Below are 17,494 nucleotides of genomic sequence, written 5' to 3' on the forward strand. Positions count from 1 at the left end.
GATCACCCCGCTGATTTATTCATAATATATATCATAAAATTTAGATATGCCGCAAATATACACCAGACAAAATAAGGTATTTGTAAATAGGCAGCAGCAGGGCTGATCTTATAGAACTGATAAACCATAACAGCAATAAGTATGATCAACACCAGCAGCCATAAAAAAGCAAAGAAGTATTGTGATAAGCCAAAGAAAATGATGCTCCAGAAGAAGTTAAAAAGCAATTGTATGGCATATGTTTTAAGGGCACTGGATTTACCCGATGAATTTGATTCATAAACGATATAGGAAGATATGCCCATCAAAATATAAAGTATTGTCCATACAATAGGAAAAATAAAAGTCGGAGGACTTAGTGCGGGCTTATTTATCAAAAAATACATAGACCTGTTTCCGCTGATCAGTGTGGACAAAGACCCAATGGCGAGTGGAAGAAGAATGGAAATCACCAAAGCGCTTCTGTTATTTTTGTTCATGTCCGTAATGTACCCCATATACCGGCAATTACTTAATACTATGCAGTTTTTTGACCACTTATGAGAACTGTTTGAGCGCTAATCCGTTTTCTTTATTTTATCACTGCAGCAGATTTCTTTGTGGACAAGGATTGTGTCCAGTGTATCGCCAAGCTGAGAAAAAACAGCAGCCATAATAGCTAATTCCTCCTCCGTGCAGTTGCTGGAAAGAGCACAGGCTACGGAAGATACAAAAGCTACAAGTTCACAGGAATTCATATTTATCACCTCTGGTTTATTATTATGCAGGAACCACTGTAAGGTGTTAAATCTAAATCTTCCTTTGATGACCATCAGGACCGCTGTACGCTCTATTCAAACCGGTAGGAGAGAATCAAGTGCAGACGGATCTCCTCATTGTCCAGGTCAATGCCTGTCAGTTCTTCGATGCGTTTCAGCCTGTATAGAAGGGAATTTCTGTGGATATACAGACGGGCTGCGGTTTTTACATAATTGCGTTCACAGTTCAGATATTCTTTCAGGGTACTTTTGAGTTCTGTATGGTTTTTGCAGTCATATCGGCCCAGCACCGATAGCGCGGGATGGGAAATGGTTACATGGGCATGATTCCGTATCAGTTCCATTGCATAGGAGACAGCACAGGATTCAAAGGCATTGATGCAGCCGGGGGTTTTATCGCCATAGGCAGCAGATATTTCAGCCATTTTGAAATATTCCTGAAGGCTCAGTATATCTGTGAAATCAGGACTTGTTCCGCAGTAAGTTTTTGTCTGGAGCATAAAATCTTTCAGTTTTAGCAGAAAATCCTGGTACAGAACGATTTTTCTGTTTACGATTAATGCTGTTTTGTTCTGCCAGCAAATGGCGAAACACCCGTCAGCAAGGCGTTCCAGTTTATGATGAAAAAAATCCTGCATATTGGCACCTGTATGGGAGCTATTTAAGATGTATATCTGCTTTTCGTCTTCAGGGTACCAGCCGATAGAACGAAGCCGGGTATCCTGTTGTCTTTTATCTTTCTCCTCACCGGAAAGTATTTTCTGAAAAATGTCAGTATATGATAAAAGCTGGAGCCGGTCTTCATGCATATCTGACCAGTATTCTATAATATTCCCCAGTTCATCCAGCAAATGTCTTGTCCCTTCTGTCACAGGATGTTTGTCCAGGATCACCAGAACCCAGCCGATGTGATGGTTTCTGGAAAAAAGATTTCTGCAGATGCAGGGCACACCTAATTCACAATAATCCATTATGTAGGAATGGGGATTTTTCTCGCGGATCCGGGGATCGCTGTTGACTGCCAGAATGGTTTTCAGAGGCATGATTCCGGTCTGTTTCATGGCATCTATATTTTTGTTTGGCAGGCCGCTTTCCAAATCTGTATAGGCAATAGCCAGATAACCGGGATCCGTGATGATCAGCTTCTGGCCGAAAATCTCATAGCTGGATGCAAGCAGATCATCCAGGGATGCCCCGTTTCGGACCATTTCTCTCAGTCTGTCCGACCAACTGTTGTAGTAGTCAAAAGCGTCCAGAATTTCATTGAAAATCTGTTCCGTGTCCTCAGTATCTAAAAGTATCATGTCATGCCCCTGGACACAGATGACCTGACTGCTGTTTCCGTCCACAAAATTTTTCATGGCTCCCATATAGACATCCATAGATTCCATTCTCACATTTTCTGAGAGCAGGCGGACATTTCTCAGGGTACGTCTGCCATCTTTAACCTTAATCTGGGGATTGTATTTTTTCAGCCAGTCGGCCAGTATCCACATGGACAGTTTCATTGCGGCACCTCCTGATTTTTTCTTTGTACTTTTCGTACAAATCATAAAAGACTTTTTCATCCTTCATTTTAGCACATCATACATAGCTTGTATTGCAGAAAATACATATAATGAAGAAGAAATTAGTAAATGGTTTTTGATATGGGAGGTTTTATTATGACAAAGAGAGAGAACTGCCTTTTGGCATATCAACACAAGACACCGGCTTATATTCCCTGCTTTTTTACAGATATCGCTTTGATTCAGGCCTGTCCTCAGATGGAGAGGTATACGGGCCTTTCACAGGGGGAAGATTATTGGGGATGCCACTGGACCTATGAAGACAATATCCATGCCTGCCTTCCAACACCGGGCAAGTATTTTTTTACAGATATAGCAGACTGGAAGGATCACATGAAGTTCCCGGATCTGGAAGCTATTGACTGGGAAAAACAGGCGGATATTGATGTTCACTCTGACATACTGGCGTTTGCTATGGGTTACGGCCTGCATCCCAGAGCGGATGGAAAGTCCATATATGATGATGACAAGGCGAGGGTGTGTATGGTTATAAACGGTATGTTTGAGCGTATGCACGCGTGTATGGGATTTGAAAATGCGCTGATGGAACTGATTGAGGATCCTGATTCCTGCAAAGATTTTTTCCATGCTATGGCAGACTGGAAGATAGAATACTTTAAGAAAATAGGAAAATATTATGATATAGATATTCTGAATGCACATGATGACTATGGCAGTAATGACCGTATGTTCATGTCCCCGGTTCTATGGCGCAGTCTGATCAAACCGGAACTGGCAAGGATAGTGGAGGCCTGTCACAACGCGGGAATGCTCTATCAGCACCACAGTTGCGGCTTTATTGAGCCGATAGTTCCCGATTTGGTGGAAATTGGCTGTGACGCTATTGATACCTTTCAGGCATGTAATAAAAATACACCGGAACTAAAGAGGAAATACGGAGATAAAATAACATTTTGCGGCGGTTTTGACAACATGAATGTTCTGGACGTGCCGGGCGTTTCCCCGGAAGCTGTTAAAAAGGAATACCGCCGAGTGATTGATTCCCTGGCACCCGGCGGGAGTTATGTGATTTACCCCATTGGCGGGACATTTGAGTTCGTAGAGCCATTTTTGGAGGAGCATTTTTCCTACGGGATGCAGTTTTATACAAATCCCCAAAACCGATAAAGGAACGAAGAAATCAAGGGCGGGCAAGCTGCTGCCCTTGATTTTATGCTGGACATATACAAACTGATTTATGATAGGCGCCTTCAGACAGCTTTAAAGAAACAGGTAGAGCACAAAAAATGCTGGATGACCGCATAACTGCGACCTCCAGCATTCACATTTTAATCGGGGCAACAGGATTTGAACCTGCGACCTCACGGCCCCCAGCCGTGCGCGCTACCAAGCTACGCCATACCCCGTAACGATTATTAATTATAACAGAATTTTTGGAAAATGCAAGAAAAAATAGAAAAAAAGTTTAATTTTTTTTATTCACATAGTATTTAAGGGAAAAACCGCACATTTTGCCCGGGCTTTCTGAGCCGTTACAGAACAGTTACCCCTGCAGTTTCCTGGACAAAGGACCGCAGATTCCCCATCTGCAGTCCTCCAATCTGGATAATACAAAAATACGGATAACCATCTTAGAAATGGATCACCCTTGGCTCATCCGTAAACGAGGCAAACGTAGCCACAGCGTCTTTCAGATAGAACACCTGCGTATTTCCGTCGCCTGGCTTATACATGGCTTGTAAGTCAGGGTAACCGTCCAGCATATGTTTTTGTGCTTCCACTCTGTCATCCGGTACCGCAGTAGCTGTGATGCGCAGCCAGTGTCCGCCGTCAAATGCGCAGATTTCAATTTGGGGATTTGCAAGCATTTGTTTGGAGACATCTTTTACTTTACCAGTCTGGATGTAAAGTCTGCCTTCAAATATGTCCACAGTTCCAAAAGGACGAACCCTTGGCTGGCCGCCCTCTGTGGTTGCCAGATAATACGTCCCGCATTTCTTTAGAAAATCATAAATTTCCTGCATAAAACAGACCTCCTTTGTAAGATTGACATTACTTTGCGCCTATACTAGTATTATAGCAAATGCATTTGAAAAAGAAAGCATTATTCATTATTTAAAGGATACAGCAGGAGGAGAAATTATTGAAGATAGAAGATTTGGACAGCAATTTTAAACAGGTGCAGTCAGAAGCATCATTAACCTACCTGAAGATAACAGATACCGAGGCGGAGATTGAGGGAGTGCTGCCGAATACCTGGCAGCGTCTTCCCGATTATGTGCTGGAAGAAATAAACAGGCCGGAGCTCACAGCACTTGCCTATCACACCAGCGGAGCGGTCCTGCGTTTTCAGACAGATACAAATATCTTGGGTTTGTGTATGGAATTACTGGAACCGGATTTTATGATGTCTCATATGCCCCTCACCGGAAGTGCGGGGATGGATGTGTTTGTAAACGGCAGCTACGCCGCCACCTTCAGGGCAGAACCGGGAGAGCATGCCGTAAAGGGAGAAATACCCCTTTCAGATGGAAAAGCGGAAATAGACGTATATCTGCCCCTCTATAACGGTGTGCGGGATTTTACTGTTGGAATCAAAGAGAACGCCTGTATTTGGAAACCATTGAAGCATGAAATAGACGAACCGGTTATCTTTTATGGTTCTTCCATTACACAGGGCGGCTGTGCCTCCAGAACTTCCAATGCCTATCCTGCTCTTGTGACCAGATGGATGGACGCTGAGATGTACTGCCTGGGATTTTCGGGCAATGCAAAAGGGGATTTGCCCATTGCCCGGTACATATCCGGACTGCCGGCAAAGTGTCTGATCTATGATTACGACTACAACGCCCCGGATGCTGCGTTTCTAAAAGCGACGCATGGACCGTTTCTGGAATGTATTCTTTCCCGCAATCCCAAACTTCCGGTGCTGGTTATCTCAAGGCCAAATCCGGAGTTCAGGTCTGATGAGAACCGGAGCAGAGAGCGCAGGCAGATCATACAGGAGACTGTTTTAAAGTGCAGAAAGAAAGGATATATAGTAAACTTCCTGGATGGCGCAGAGCTGTTTGGGGAGGAGTCAAGGGAATGCTGTACTGTGGATGGGATTCATCCCAATGACCTGGGATTTTACAGGATAGCAAGGAAAGTCATTGAAAAAATACATGTGTTTATCTCTTGACATTTTCTGCAAGGAATGGTATCGTAACTTTATCACAACAGCAACGAGCTGTTGCAATAAGAGAAATGCATAGATAAGGATTAGTACAGATTCATATCGGATTTCAGAGAGCCGCTGGCTGGTGTGAAGCGGCAGACGCAGAATCTGGAACTGCCCTTGGAGCAGCTGCCCGAACTTTCGTAAGGAAACAGTAGACGCAGACGGAACCCCGCCGTTATCAGAAGGGAAAGATATAAGGTGTACATATCTGTATCTTATTAAGCGTATGAAGTATATTCATAAAGTAGAGTGGTACCGCGCAGGACAGTAGTCTTTCGTCTCTATTACAAGCATATTGTAATAAAGATGAGGGGCTTTTTTTATACCGTTTGGGCAGTTTTAGAAATCCCTGGAGGTCCGGGCATACCGCCTGTCATAAAAGCTTAGATATAGGTATCCATAACAAAGTCAGGAGGAAAAAAGAATGAAAAATTGCAGTAAGTACAAGAGACAGTATTTCATGCCGCCGGTAACATGCATGAAGTGGGCGGAAAAGGAGTATGTGGACAAAGCTCCCGTATGGTGCAGCGTTGACCTGCGTGACGGCAACCAGGCACTTGTTATCCCCATGAATCTGGAACAGAAAGTGGAGTTTTTCAAGCTTCTGGTGGATATTGGATTTAAAGAGATAGAAGTAGGATTTCCGGCAGCTTCTGAGACAGAGTATACGTTCCTCAGAAAGCTGATCGAGGAGGATCTGATCCCGGATGATGTGACGGTTCAAGTCCTGACACAGGCCAGAGAACATATCATCAAGAAAACATTCGATGCAGTAAAAGGTGCGAAGAATGTAATTGTCCATGTATATAATTCCACCTCCGTTGCACAGCGTGAGCAGGTGTTCAAGAAATCAAAGGAAGAAATCCTGCAGATTGCAGTGGAAGGTGCGAAACTTTTAAAACAGCTTACAGAGGAAGCAGGGGAAAACTACCGGTTTGAGTACAGCCCGGAAAGTTTTACAGGAACGGAACCGGAATATGCACTTGAAGTGTGCAACGCAGTGCTGGATATCTGGCAGCCCACCGCAGACAGGAAACCTATCATTAACCTTCCTGTGACAGTGGAACATTCCATGCCTCATGTATATGCAAGCCAGGTGGAATATATCTGTGAGAACCTGAAGTACAGAGAAAACGTTATTGTTTCCCTTCATCCCCATAATGACAGAGGATGCGGCGTGGCTGATTCGGAAATGGGACTTCTGGCCGGTGCAGACCGTATAGAGGGCACACTTTTTGGAAATGGTGAGAGGACCGGTAATGTGGATATCATTACTTTAGCGCTCAATATGTATTCCCAGGGTGTTGAGCCGAACCTGGACTTCACCGATATGAGCGCCATCTGTGAGAAATACGAGGAATTCACAGGCATGAAGATCAGTGAAAGAAGCCCATACTGCGGTGCGCTGGTGTTTGCAGCCTTCTCCGGTTCCCATCAGGATGCCATTGCAAAAGGCATGCACTGGCTGGATGAAAAGAAGCCGGAACACTGGACCGTTCCGTATCTCCCCATTGATCCAAAAGACGTGGGAAGGAACTATGACGCAGATGTTATCCGCATAAACAGCCAGTCCGGAAAAGGCGGTGTAGGTTATATTCTGGAAACAAAATACGGACTGAATCTTCCGGCAAAGATGCGGGAAGCTATGGGATATACAGCAAAGGCTGTCTCAGACCATACACAGAAAGAATTACTGCCTGATCAGATATTCGAGCTGTTCAAAAAGACATTTGAGAATGTTACATCTCCGCTGGAAATCTGCAGTGTTCACTTCCAGCAGAAGGACGGGGGGATTACCTCACAGGTGACATCCAGCTTTAACGGTCGTGAAGTGACAACAGAGGCAGCAGGAAACGGACGTCTCAATGCAGTCAGCAACGCACTGAAGAAGGAATACGGTTTCCAGTATGATCTGATAACTTATCAGGAACATGCTTTGGAGCAGAGTTCCAGTTCCAAGGCCATTGCCTATGTGGGTATCCGCAAACCGGACGGCAGCCTGGCCTGGGGAGCAGGTGTGGATTCTGACATAATCAGGGCATCCATTGACGCATTGGTGACAGCTATTAATAACCGATAATGTAACTAAAGAGTATTAACATATTATAAAAGTTATAAAAGAAAATACGCGGATTGAAAAACCGGGCGCCTGTCAGTTGATATGCGCCCGGTTTTGTTTTGCCCTCCCGTCCATATCTTTTTTCATCTAACTGGAGGATATAAAATAATAATTCCATAAAGAATACAAAGGAAAAGCATAGTGGAAGGCTTCTAAGGTATGTGATATTATTATATTGTAAATACATACAAAGGAGTTATTATATTGAAAAGCGGAAAAACAGTAATAAAATTGATTCTGGCTCTTACTATCGGGAGTACGATCGCAGGCTGTTCTGTAAATCCTGTATCCCCTAGGAAACAAATGCCTGAAGAAGAGATTAAGAAGGAAAGTACGCAGAAGCCGGATATAGAATTAACAAGCCGGCCATTGACATTTAAAACAGATATGGAAGAGCTGGCAGAAAAGATCATACCGGATTATACATTAAGAAAAATTGATAAGTCTTACGAAGGAAATGAGGAGCTTGGAGGCCGGATCCAGAAAAGTGGGACGATAACCAGTATAACATACGGTGAGATTGGAGATAAAGCAGTTAGTATTGACGAAAAACAGGCTGCTGCAAAGGCAAATGAGTGGATTAAAACAGCATTTAAAGGGTTTGATGTAAGACAACTGGATGATAAGGAGCTTCTGGTGTCGTATATGTGTAAAACAATGTTGGGGGATGAACCGGAAGAATCCGTTATAGGATATAGGTTTGAATATATAAACGAATACGATGGTGTAAAAATACAGTATGAAGGTATCAGTGTAATGCTGGATGATTCCGGCATACAGCATGGTACGATTGAATGGAATGAATTTGAAAAAACGGACGCAGCAGAATATAACCGATTGGTTCAAAAAGTGGATTTTGAACTATCAAAAATACTACTGGCAAATGCAATAACAAAAGAAAATGAGAAATTGGGATTTGGTGAAACGGAAGAAGCAAGGATGGCCAATCATGTTGAATTAGTATTTGCAGGAATTGGAGAGGAAGAATACATACCTGCCTGGTACTACGAGATGGAAGATGGGAGAACATACTATGTGAATTGTATAGATGGTCAGGTCAGCACTCCCTAACTTTTGGGGATTATGTCATTGATCTTTTATCTTTAGGGAGGAAGGAACTTGATGAAAATAAGAAAGGGCGCAATACTGATGCTTTGTTCCTTATGTCTTACAGGCTGCAGCGGTGTAAGAAAATTAAAAATAAATACAGAGGAGATCACAAAAGATACGATCGTATCCTGTAATGATCAAGTGATTTACGAATATGATGCTTCTTACCCCGATATCGCGTCACTGGTCAAAGATAGTGATGTGATCGTCTACGGCAAAGCTGAAGGCATCCGTTATTACATTGACTGGTACGGCATGTGCCACACAAAAGCAGATATTACAGTTCTGCGGTCTTTCAAAGGAAACTATAAAGAAGGAAAACAAATTAAAATAGTAAAAGACCAGGGATATGTATCCGTAAAGGATTATATGGACCAAATCTGGTCCAAGGAGGAAAAGAAAAGCTATCGCCGGATATATGAACAGTACAGCGATGAAGAGTTAGAACATATCTATCTGCAGCAGACAGAGAAAGATGATATTATGCTGGAAACAAACCAGAGAAGTGTCTATTTTCTTCAAAAATCCGCAGATTACAATGCGGACAGAACCTATACCAGAATAAACGGACCGGAAGGGGAGTATATGGAAATAGATGACGATTGTTTTGTCAGGGTGAATACACTCTGGGATCACCGCAACCGTGCAGAGGTGCAGGAAAACATGGATTTAGAAGAAGGTATGGATGACATGTTTACTTTGGAGGAGATTGCGTCTCAGATACATGCAGCAGAATAAACGTCCTTCTAAACGAACCGATCAGATGTTAAGCCATTATTTTTGATATATGCAACAAAAGCAGAAGCCGCAGACACTTAATAGGGAAGGGTAACGATTGCTGTGTATATCAGAAAATGAGGTGAAACTTTATGAAAAAGACAAAGGGAAAAAAGAGCGGCCGTATTTTTATTTTGGTATCAGCATTATGTGTGGCATTGCTGATAGGTTGTGTACCCATAACAAGTGACGGGAATAAACGATCCGGAGCGGAAAGTAATGGGGCTTCAGAAGAGGAAAAGATACCTCAGGAGGAAGAGGGAACTTCACAGCAGGAAATTGAAATTACCGGAAAGGTGATCAGGGTAGACGAAAATTCGATTCTGTTTTTGCAGGATAGGGAAGAGAGTGGGGGACTGGCTGACTTTGACACAAGTGCCCCTCTTTTTTATGATAAGCACGGAAAGAAAATAGAGCGGGAGGCTCTGCGCCCCGGAATGCGGATCCGTCTCTCAGCTGCCGCAAATGGAACTTATATGGAACGTTATCCTCTGGGAATCACAGGCGTTCAGAAAGTCTGTGTTTTGGAACAGCAGAATGACATGATCGGCCTGTATCTGGACATCCTGAAGGAAATCTACGATACAGATGCGGCCTTGAACGATGATATCAGCACAGTGGCTCTTGATCTGACAGAGGCGGAGAATCTGACGGAACAGGAGAAGGAGAGCATTCGCTTCCTTTTGTGGTCACAGCTAACAAAGGAACAGACACATTTAGCGGACAGCGCCACAAAACCCTTAAATGTGATTTTATCTACCTGGGAGGAACTGACACAAGAGGGACTGATCGATGTGGGGAACCTGTATTTTCCGGAAGGGGTTTTGATAACCATGAAAGCGGGAGAGACGAAAAATAACAGCTTCCGGTTTGATGTGGAAAAATGGCGTTCCGGTCTTGGGGCTATTGGGTATGAATCCTGCAAAGGAACATTTAAAGACGGAGCAGGAACTTACCGCCTGGGGGACGCATGGATATCCTGAGCAGATAGAATAAAAGTAAATACAGATAGTCACTGATTTTAGTGAAATAGAGGAAAAAAGCACGAAAAAGTGTATAAAATACTCGTCAGTAAATTAGATAATATTGTGAAGATTAGCTAAAAGACGCCCCGGCTTATTGACTTCCATTGCCTAAATATTTTATAATCCATATAATTCATGACATCAGTATCGGAACAAAGAGTTATGACTGGTGTCTATTCGACTAAGAAAAACAGGCAAAGGAAAAAGGTATGGACATTATTCGTACGATTGCGGCCGGGTTTTTATTTTTGATCCGGAAGATATCTAAAAAGAGCCGGAGAACCTGTGCATTGGTTGTGACCGGGGCGGTGGTGATCGCTGCCGTGGCATTTACCTTTCACGGGCTTCATGCAGGTGGAAAAAATAATGTATATGCATCTGTGAGTGATGACAAAGATCCGCCCAAAGACAAGGACGAACCGGAGGAAGAACAGCTGTACGGTCTGGACGCAATTATTTCAGGCGTACTGATAAGTCAGGATACCCGGAGCGAAGTACACCGGCTTGGCACCTCCTGTGAAGCTGTGCTGGTAGGGCAGAGAACAGGCAAAAAGGTGCAGGAATCACATTTTGATTTCAGCGAGGAGACAGCCACCAGCGTGGCTGAACTGGAGAATCACTCCATCGGTGCTTCTGAGGGGCTGCTCAGGATGACAGATCAGGATTACGAGACGCTTCTGAAGATAGTGGAGGCGGAGGCCGGAGGAGAGGATATCAAAGGCCGTATTATGGTGGCAAATGTGATTTTTAACCGGGTGAAAAGCCCGGATTTCCCAAACAGTATCCATGATGTGGTATGGGAGAATTCGGACGGAAGTCCCCAGTTTTCTCCTACAGTTGACGGCAGGATCAATACGGTTACCGTTTCAGAGGGAACCAGAGAGGCGGTCAACCGGGCGATTGATGGGGAGGATTACTCCCAAGGTGCGCTGTTCTTTATGGAAGAGGCTTACGCGGAGCAGCACAATATTAAATGGTTTAAAGAGGATTTAAAATTTTTATTCCAATATGGGGTACATGACTTTTTCACGTATCCGTAAAGAAGAAAGGACTTAAAGAGATGGAGATTTTGTACAAAAGCACTAGAGGAACAGGGGAATGCGTAAAGGCATCCGAAGCAATTTTAAAAGGACTTTCAAAGGACGGCGGTTTATTCGTGCCTACAGAGATTCCTAAGCTGGATGTTCCCATGGACAGACTGGCAGAGATGACATACCAGGAAATTGCTTATGAAGTTATGAGCCGTTTTCTTACGGATTTCACAGAGGAAGAGTTAAAGTCATGTATTGCCAGGGCTTATGATTCCAAATTCGATACAGAAGAGATAGCACCTTTAGTAAAAGCGGGAGGTGCATACTATCTGGAACTGTTCCACGGAGCGACCATTGCATTCAAAGATATGGCACTTTCCATTCTGCCCCATCTTCTGACCACTTCTGCCAAGAAAAATCATGTAAAAAATGAGATTGTGATCCTCACTGCCACTTCAGGCGATACAGGAAAGGCAGCCATGGCCGGTTTTGCGGATGTGCCGGGTACAAGGATCATTGTTTTTTATCCCAAGAACGGTGTCAGCCCTATTCAGGAAAAACAGATGGTGACACAGAAGGGAAATAATACATATGTGGTGGGGATCACAGGCAATTTCGATGATGCCCAGACTGCAGTGAAAAAAATGTTCAATGACAAGGCAATGGAGGAGGAGCTTGACAAGGCCGGCTTCCAGTTTTCCTCTGCCAACTCCATCAATATCGGCCGCCTGGTCCCTCAGGTCGTGTACTACGTTTACGCATACGTGAACCTTTATAAGAACGGTGAGATAAAAGATGGTGAAAAAATTAACGTAACGGTGCCCACAGGTAACTTCGGAAATATCCTGGCCGCCTATTATGCGAAAAATATGGGGCTGCCTATAGACAAATTGATCTGTGCTTCCAATGAGAATAAAGTCCTTTTTGACTTCTTCTCCACCGGAAGTTATGACAGGAACCGTGATTTCATTCTGACTTCATCTCCGTCCATGGATATCCTCATATCCAGCAACTTAGAAAGGCTTATTTACCGCATTGCAGGGGAAAACGCGGACAAAAACCGTGAGATGATGGAGCAGCTTTCCAAGGGCGGGACTTACCGGATCACAGAAAAGATGCGCAGCCAGCTCGCGGATTTCTATGGCAATTTTGCCACAGAGGAGGAAACGGCAGGAGCAATAAAGGCTCTTTACGGGGAAACAGGCTATGTGATCGACACCCATACAGCTGTGGCGTCCTGTGTTTACGGTAAATACGCGGCTGAGACCGGGGATAGTACCAAGACGGTCATTGCCTCCACAGCCAGCCCCTTTAAATTCACAAGGAGCGTCATGAATGCCATTGACAGCAAATATGATTCCATGGGTGATTTTGAGCTGGTGGATGAATTGTCCAAAATTGCAAATGTGAAGGTGCCCAATGCCATTGAGGAGATTCGTACAGCTCCTGTTCTCCATGATACGGTTGTGGATGTTCCGGAGATGCCGGTAGCAGTAAAAAATGTCCTTGGGATTTAAAATATAAAAATTCTATAAAATGTAAAAAAATCGTCAAGAAAATACATTGTTAAAGTATTGACTTTTAAAAACTTACATGAGATAATAAATTGACTTTGAGATAAGATTAAGGAGGAAACCATATGTCAACAAAAGCATATTACCCAATCAACGAGATTGGAGCAGGCAAAACTGGCTTCAGCAAAACTCGTTCCATTATTGAAGCAGCGTTCTATGGCAACAATGTTGTTAAGGTTAACACATTAAAAGAGGCATATGAATTAGCGAAGAACTCACCTGGAACAGTCGTTACAGACATGCCTGTTTATAGAGGCGAAGAGTTTGGTCTTGAGAGAGACGCTAAAGTTTTATTATTCAACGATGGTGCTATCACAGGACGTTATGCAGCCGCACGCCGCATCGCCGGAGAACCAGGTGTTGACTGCGCAGCTCTTGACAAAGTGGCTATGGATGCTATTTATGAAGCCCGCTGGAAAACCATGTACCATGCAGAGGTATATGTAGGTCTGGATCCTGAATTCATGGTAAAAGCTCATCTGCTGATTCCGGAAGGCGAAGAGAACATCATGTACTCCTGGATGCTGAACTTCCAGTATATGTCTGATGACTATGTTAAAATGTATAAAAATTCTCAGCCTGTAGGCGAAGGAAAAGAAGCAGATGTTTACATCTTCTCAGATCCTCAGTGGGCACCGGCAAGCACTCCGGGTGTTGACTACAGCTGCTTAAGCGATCCGCAGACTCTGTGCTACTTCAACACAGATCAGAACTGTGCTTGTATCCTTGGTATGAGATACTTTGGTGAGCACAAAAAAGGTACTCTGACTATGGCTTGGGCAATTGCCAACAGAAATGGTTATGCAGCATGCCACGGCGGACAGAAAGAGTACACACTTGCTGACGGTTCCAAATATGTTGCATCTGTATACGGTCTGTCAGGATCAGGTAAATCCACGATCACACATGCAAAACACAATGGCAAATACGAAATCAAAGTTCTGCACGATGATGCATTCATCATCAACACAGATACTTGTGCTTCCGTAGCATTAGAGCCTACATACTTCGATAAAACACAGGATTATCCGGCAGGATGTGATGACAACAAATTCCTTCTGACATCCATGAATAACTCTGCTACATTAGACGAGGATGGAAACATCCAGCTTGTAACAGAAGATATCAGAAATGGTAACGGACGTGCGATCAAATCCAAACTGTGGGCACCGAACCGCGTTGACAAGATCGACGAGCCGGTTAATGCAATCTTCTGGATCATGAAAGACCCGACTATTCCGCCAGTAGTTAAATTAAAAGGTGCTTCCCTGGCATCTGTAATGGGTGCTACTCTGGCTACAAAACGTTCTACAGCAGAGCGTCTGGCACCAGGTGTTGACCCGAATAAGCTGGTTGTTGTTCCTTACGCTAACCCGTTCAGAACATATCCGTTAGCTGATGACTACGAGAAATTCAAAAAACTGGTTGATGAGAAAAATGTAGACTGCTACATCATCAACACAGGCGATTTCATGGGCAAGAAAGTTCAGCCGAAAGATACTTTAGGTATTCTGGAAGCAATCGTAGAGAAAAAAGCAGAGTTCAAACCTTGGGGACCGTTCTCCGATATCGAAATCTTCGATTGGGAAGGATTCGTTCCGGATATGAATGACGCTAACTACGTTGAGCAGCTCAAAGCACGTATGAATGACCGTGTAAATGAGATCAAAGCATTCGAGACCAAAAAAGATGGATATGACAAACTTCCTGCTGATGCTTTAGATGCAATCCAGAAAGTTGTTGATGAACTGAAATAATTCAGGTGATCAAAATAGAAAGAACGCTTTGCGGACTTACTATTGCTATGAATGCGGCGGACCGTCAGTGATGGCGGTCCGTTTTGTTGTTTCATACCCGGGGATACGTCCGCCGGGCAGCGGAGATGAAAATATGATTGATTTGGAATATGCAAAAGAGAGTTTCCGGCAGTATCTCAGTCATTATGACAGAAGCGATGATAAGATCATGCTGAAGGAGGTTCATACCTTCTGCGTTTTGGATGCAGCAGATTATATCTGCAGGGAAGAAAAGGTTTCCGGTGAGGACCATGAACTGGCGCTTCTCATTGCACTGCTCCATGACATCGGAAGGTTTGAACAGCTTAAAACCTTTAACAGTTACGATGACAATCTCTTTGACCATGCTGAGTTTGGCGTAAAAGTCCTCTTTGATGAAAATAGGATCAGAAATTTCATTGAGGATGACAGATTTGACAGTATTATCAAAATAGCAATTGCCTGTCATTCCCTCTATGAGATTCCGGAGGAGATACAAGGAAGAGAACTCCTGCACTGCAGGATCATCAGGGACGCGGATAAGCTGGATAATTTCAGGGTCAAAGATACAGAGAACGCAGAAGCTATCTTTGGAATTTCAGCGGAGGAAGTGGGCCTGGAACCAATCTCCGAGAATATCCTTCAGGCTGTGGAAGCGCACAGATGTATCCGGCGGGGGGAGAGGACCACACATATGGATATGTGGATCTCTTATCTGGCGTTTATCTTTGACCTGAACTTCCGTTCCAGTTTCCTGTATATTAAAAACCAGGATTACATGAACCGGAACATTGACCGCATACCGTACGGGAACGAGAAGACAAAAGCGGATATGGAAAAAGTGCGTTCTATCTGTAATTTTTATATTGAAGAAAAAATTTATTAAGTGTGTGCATTTTTGTTGAAAAAGTTCATATACTAGAGTATAATAAAGATACGAAGTAATCCTGGGGTGTGCGATGCTCCTACAGTTTTTGAACCTACATTTCTTTAAACGGGATTCCTATATTTCTGTTCAGATGTCAGGCCGTCATTGCGCAGCGGAAGGCAGAAGAACAGTTGCGGTTGCCCACCTGGCTTAGGCTAGGAGTCAGAAAGTAGGAAACGGCATCCTGGGATTATAAATATAACGTAACTGTTCAGTACCCTCACAGTTACAGGCAAAAATCCATGCAGAATCGCCTTTGGCGATGGGATTTATGCTTGGCCGTGGTACACTTTCTTTCGGTTAGCGCAGTGAATGCGCAGACCTATTGAATAGTTACAATATAACAGCAACTTGGCTGGGTATATTATGAATAGTGGTAACTGTTTCGTGTTTTTACAGTTACGAATAACGAACATTTGCAGCAGGAACGCCGCATTTGATGCGAGAGTCTGAAGAATCAGACTCTTTTTGTTTATAACAACAGAAATGCAGATCAAATCATGAAAAACAGGAGATTAAGACATGGGAGTGACAAAAAGAAGCTTTGGAAAGAGTCCGGAAGGAAAAGAGGTATTCCTCTATGAACTGAAAAATGGAAACGGCATGACAGCAGCTGTAACAGATTTCGGTGCCATACTGGTCAGTGTGATGGTTCCGGATAAAGATAAGAATTTGACAGATGTGGTTCTTGGCTATGACACTGTGGAAGGATACTATGAGAATAAACCTCATTTCGGTTCCCCCATCGGCAGAAACGGAAACCGCATTGGCGGAGCAAAGTTTACTGTGAATGGCAAAGAGTATGTATTGGCTCAAAATGACAACAAGAATAATTTACATAGCGGCCCTGACTTTTACCGCACCCGTGTTTGGGATGTGGAGGAAGTGAAAGAGGAGGAGAACAGTATCACCTTCCGTATCTTCAGCCCGGACGGCGACCAGGGCTTCCCCGGAAACTTTACCGGATCTGTAATATATAAGCTCACGGATGAAAATGAGCTTGTTATGCATTACACAGGAAGCGCAGATGCCGATACCGTTGTGAATATGACCAACCATTCTTACTTTAACTTGGCAGGACACAATGCGGGAGCAGAGAGTATGCTGAATCATATGGTTCAGATCCATGCACCGGAATTCACGCCGGTTTCCGATTCCGAAGCCATTCCCACAGGTGAGATCCTGAAGGTAGAGGGCACACCCATGGACTTTACTTCCCCTAAAAGGATCGGACAGGATGTGGAAGCTGACTATGAGCAGCTCATCTTCGGCGGCGGCTATGACCATAACTATGCACTGTGCAGGGAAAAAGGCGGGATAAAAGAGGCTGCGGCGGCTCACAGCGATGAGACAGGCATCACCATGAAAGTATTCACGGACCTTCCGGGTATGCAGTTCTACATCGGCAATTTTATCAACAACGAAAATGGGAAGGGCGGCAGTGTCTATACAAAACGTGCCGGTTTCTGTATGGAGACACAGTACTATCCCAATGCCTGCAATGAGGCTGCTTTCCAGTCTTCCGTTCTGAAAGCCGGGGAGAAATACGATACTACCACAATATATCAGTTTGTTACAGAAGCGTGAGATAATACTGAACAATTTCGCGAAAAAAGAAGACGGGCTGCCGTAAGCAGGCACGCCGGCA

Annotated in this window: 15 protein-coding genes, 1 tRNA gene, 1 other RNA gene and 1 other annotated feature; of the genes, 12 read left to right on the forward strand and 5 right to left on the reverse strand. The window is 43.9% G+C overall.

The window, feature by feature from the left end; all coding sequences use genetic code 11:
• Positions 1-2: 2 nt before the first annotated feature.
• From CI595_RS22665 to CI595_RS22675, 3 genes are all read right to left on the reverse strand, one after another.
• On the reverse strand, positions 3-479 hold the full coding sequence (locus CI595_RS22665) for a TspO/MBR family protein (protein ID WP_095175888.1): 477 nt from the start codon (positions 477-479) through the stop codon (positions 3-5).
• 78 nt (positions 480-557) lie between these two features.
• Complete coding sequence (locus CI595_RS22670) at positions 558-737, reverse strand: DUF6774 domain-containing protein (RefSeq protein ID WP_095175889.1); 180 nt, start codon at positions 735-737, stop codon at positions 558-560.
• A 92-nt stretch (positions 738-829) separates the two neighbouring features.
• Positions 830-2,266 (reverse strand): helix-turn-helix domain-containing protein, encoded by a 1,437-nt coding sequence (locus CI595_RS22675; RefSeq protein ID WP_162291955.1) that lies wholly within the window; start codon positions 2,264-2,266, stop codon positions 830-832.
• A gap of 156 nt (positions 2,267-2,422) precedes the next feature.
• Here CI595_RS22675 and CI595_RS22680 point away from each other — a divergent pair, with 156 nt between their 5' ends.
• The gene (locus tag CI595_RS22680) at positions 2,423-3,454 is read left to right on the forward strand and encodes a uroporphyrinogen decarboxylase family protein (RefSeq protein WP_162291956.1); all 1,032 of its coding nucleotides are present in this window, start codon (positions 2,423-2,425) and stop codon (positions 3,452-3,454) included.
• A 165-nt stretch (positions 3,455-3,619) separates the two neighbouring features.
• Here CI595_RS22680 and CI595_RS22685 read toward each other — a convergent pair.
• Both CI595_RS22685 and CI595_RS22690 read right to left on the reverse strand, forming a co-directional pair.
• A tRNA-Pro gene (locus tag CI595_RS22685) sits at positions 3,620-3,693 on the reverse strand.
• Positions 3,694-3,918: 225 nt separating this feature from the next.
• Positions 3,919-4,311: a pyridoxamine 5'-phosphate oxidase family protein gene (locus CI595_RS22690; protein ID WP_095175892.1), complete on the reverse strand. Its 393-nt coding sequence runs from the start codon at positions 4,309-4,311 to the stop codon at positions 3,919-3,921.
• 119 nt (positions 4,312-4,430) lie between these two features.
• Between CI595_RS22690 and CI595_RS22695 the strand changes: the two genes are divergently transcribed.
• From CI595_RS22695 to CI595_RS22745, 11 genes are all read left to right on the forward strand, one after another.
• Entirely contained in the window at positions 4,431-5,468 is a 1,038-nt protein-coding gene (locus tag CI595_RS22695; protein WP_095175893.1) for an SGNH/GDSL hydrolase family protein, read from the forward strand.
• 61 nt (positions 5,469-5,529) lie between these two features.
• Positions 5,530-5,793: a binding site (T-box leader), on the forward strand.
• Positions 5,794-5,931: 138 nt separating this feature from the next.
• On the forward strand, positions 5,932-7,587 hold the full coding sequence (locus CI595_RS22700) for a 2-isopropylmalate synthase (RefSeq protein WP_095175894.1): 1,656 nt from the start codon (positions 5,932-5,934) through the stop codon (positions 7,585-7,587).
• 243 nt (positions 7,588-7,830) lie between these two features.
• Positions 7,831-8,697, forward strand: a complete 867-nt coding sequence (locus tag CI595_RS22705) for a hypothetical protein (RefSeq protein ID WP_095175895.1) — start codon at positions 7,831-7,833, stop codon at positions 8,695-8,697.
• A gap of 51 nt (positions 8,698-8,748) precedes the next feature.
• Positions 8,749-9,474, forward strand: coding sequence for a hypothetical protein (locus CI595_RS22710; RefSeq protein WP_095175896.1), 726 nt, complete (start codon positions 8,749-8,751; stop codon positions 9,472-9,474).
• 131 nt (positions 9,475-9,605) lie between these two features.
• Positions 9,606-10,496, forward strand: coding sequence for a hypothetical protein (locus CI595_RS22715; RefSeq protein WP_095175897.1), 891 nt, complete (start codon positions 9,606-9,608; stop codon positions 10,494-10,496).
• A gap of 251 nt (positions 10,497-10,747) precedes the next feature.
• Positions 10,748-11,578 (forward strand): cell wall hydrolase, encoded by an 831-nt coding sequence (locus tag CI595_RS22720; RefSeq protein WP_095175898.1) that lies wholly within the window; start codon positions 10,748-10,750, stop codon positions 11,576-11,578.
• 20 nt (positions 11,579-11,598) lie between these two features.
• A complete protein-coding gene (thrC, locus tag CI595_RS22725) occupies positions 11,599-13,086 on the forward strand; it encodes a threonine synthase (RefSeq protein WP_095175899.1) in 1,488 nt (495 codons plus the stop codon).
• A gap of 122 nt (positions 13,087-13,208) precedes the next feature.
• Complete coding sequence (locus tag CI595_RS22730) at positions 13,209-14,900, forward strand: phosphoenolpyruvate carboxykinase (ATP) (RefSeq protein WP_095175900.1); 1,692 nt, start codon at positions 13,209-13,211, stop codon at positions 14,898-14,900.
• Positions 14,901-15,033: 133 nt separating this feature from the next.
• Positions 15,034-15,804 (forward strand): HD domain-containing protein, encoded by a 771-nt coding sequence (locus tag CI595_RS22735; protein ID WP_095175925.1) that lies wholly within the window; start codon positions 15,034-15,036, stop codon positions 15,802-15,804.
• Between the two features lie 55 nt (positions 15,805-15,859).
• A non-coding RNA gene (gene ssrS / locus CI595_RS22740) (6S RNA) lies at positions 15,860-16,041 on the forward strand.
• Between the two features lie 327 nt (positions 16,042-16,368).
• Positions 16,369-17,433: an aldose epimerase family protein gene (locus tag CI595_RS22745; RefSeq protein WP_095175901.1), complete on the forward strand. Its 1,065-nt coding sequence runs from the start codon at positions 16,369-16,371 to the stop codon at positions 17,431-17,433.
• The last annotated feature ends 61 nt before the right edge of the window (positions 17,434-17,494 follow it).

The sequence above is a fragment of the Blautia hominis genome (assembly GCA_002270465.1).
Classification (GTDB): domain Bacteria; phylum Bacillota; class Clostridia; order Lachnospirales; family Lachnospiraceae; genus Blautia; species Blautia hominis.

Excerpts from the sequence above, each read along its gene's own strand:
- CI595_RS22665 (WP_095175888.1), bottom strand. The coding sequence starts at position 479 with ATGAACAAAAATAACAGAAGCGCTTTGGTGATTTCCATTCTTCTTCCA.
- CI595_RS22690 (WP_095175892.1), bottom strand. The coding sequence starts at position 4,311 with ATGCAGGAAATTTATGATTTTCTAAAGAAATGCGGGACGTATTATCTG.
- thrC (WP_095175899.1), top strand. The coding sequence starts at position 11,599 with ATGGAGATTTTGTACAAAAGCACTAGAGGAACAGGGGAATGCGTAAAG.
- CI595_RS22670 (WP_095175889.1), bottom strand. The coding sequence starts at position 737 with ATGAATTCCTGTGAACTTGTAGCTTTTGTATCTTCCGTAGCCTGTGCT.
- CI595_RS22700 (WP_095175894.1), top strand. The coding sequence starts at position 5,932 with ATGAAAAATTGCAGTAAGTACAAGAGACAGTATTTCATGCCGCCGGTA.
- CI595_RS22720 (WP_095175898.1), top strand. The coding sequence starts at position 10,748 with ATGGACATTATTCGTACGATTGCGGCCGGGTTTTTATTTTTGATCCGG.
- CI595_RS22675 (WP_162291955.1), bottom strand. The coding sequence starts at position 2,266 with ATGAAACTGTCCATGTGGATACTGGCCGACTGGCTGAAAAAATACAAT.
- CI595_RS22710 (WP_095175896.1), top strand. The coding sequence starts at position 8,749 with ATGAAAATAAGAAAGGGCGCAATACTGATGCTTTGTTCCTTATGTCTT.
- CI595_RS22715 (WP_095175897.1), top strand. The coding sequence starts at position 9,606 with ATGAAAAAGACAAAGGGAAAAAAGAGCGGCCGTATTTTTATTTTGGTA.
- CI595_RS22730 (WP_095175900.1), top strand. The coding sequence starts at position 13,209 with ATGTCAACAAAAGCATATTACCCAATCAACGAGATTGGAGCAGGCAAA.
- CI595_RS22735 (WP_095175925.1), top strand. The coding sequence starts at position 15,034 with ATGATTGATTTGGAATATGCAAAAGAGAGTTTCCGGCAGTATCTCAGT.
- CI595_RS22680 (WP_162291956.1), top strand. The coding sequence starts at position 2,423 with ATGACAAAGAGAGAGAACTGCCTTTTGGCATATCAACACAAGACACCG.
- CI595_RS22745 (WP_095175901.1), top strand. The coding sequence starts at position 16,369 with ATGGGAGTGACAAAAAGAAGCTTTGGAAAGAGTCCGGAAGGAAAAGAG.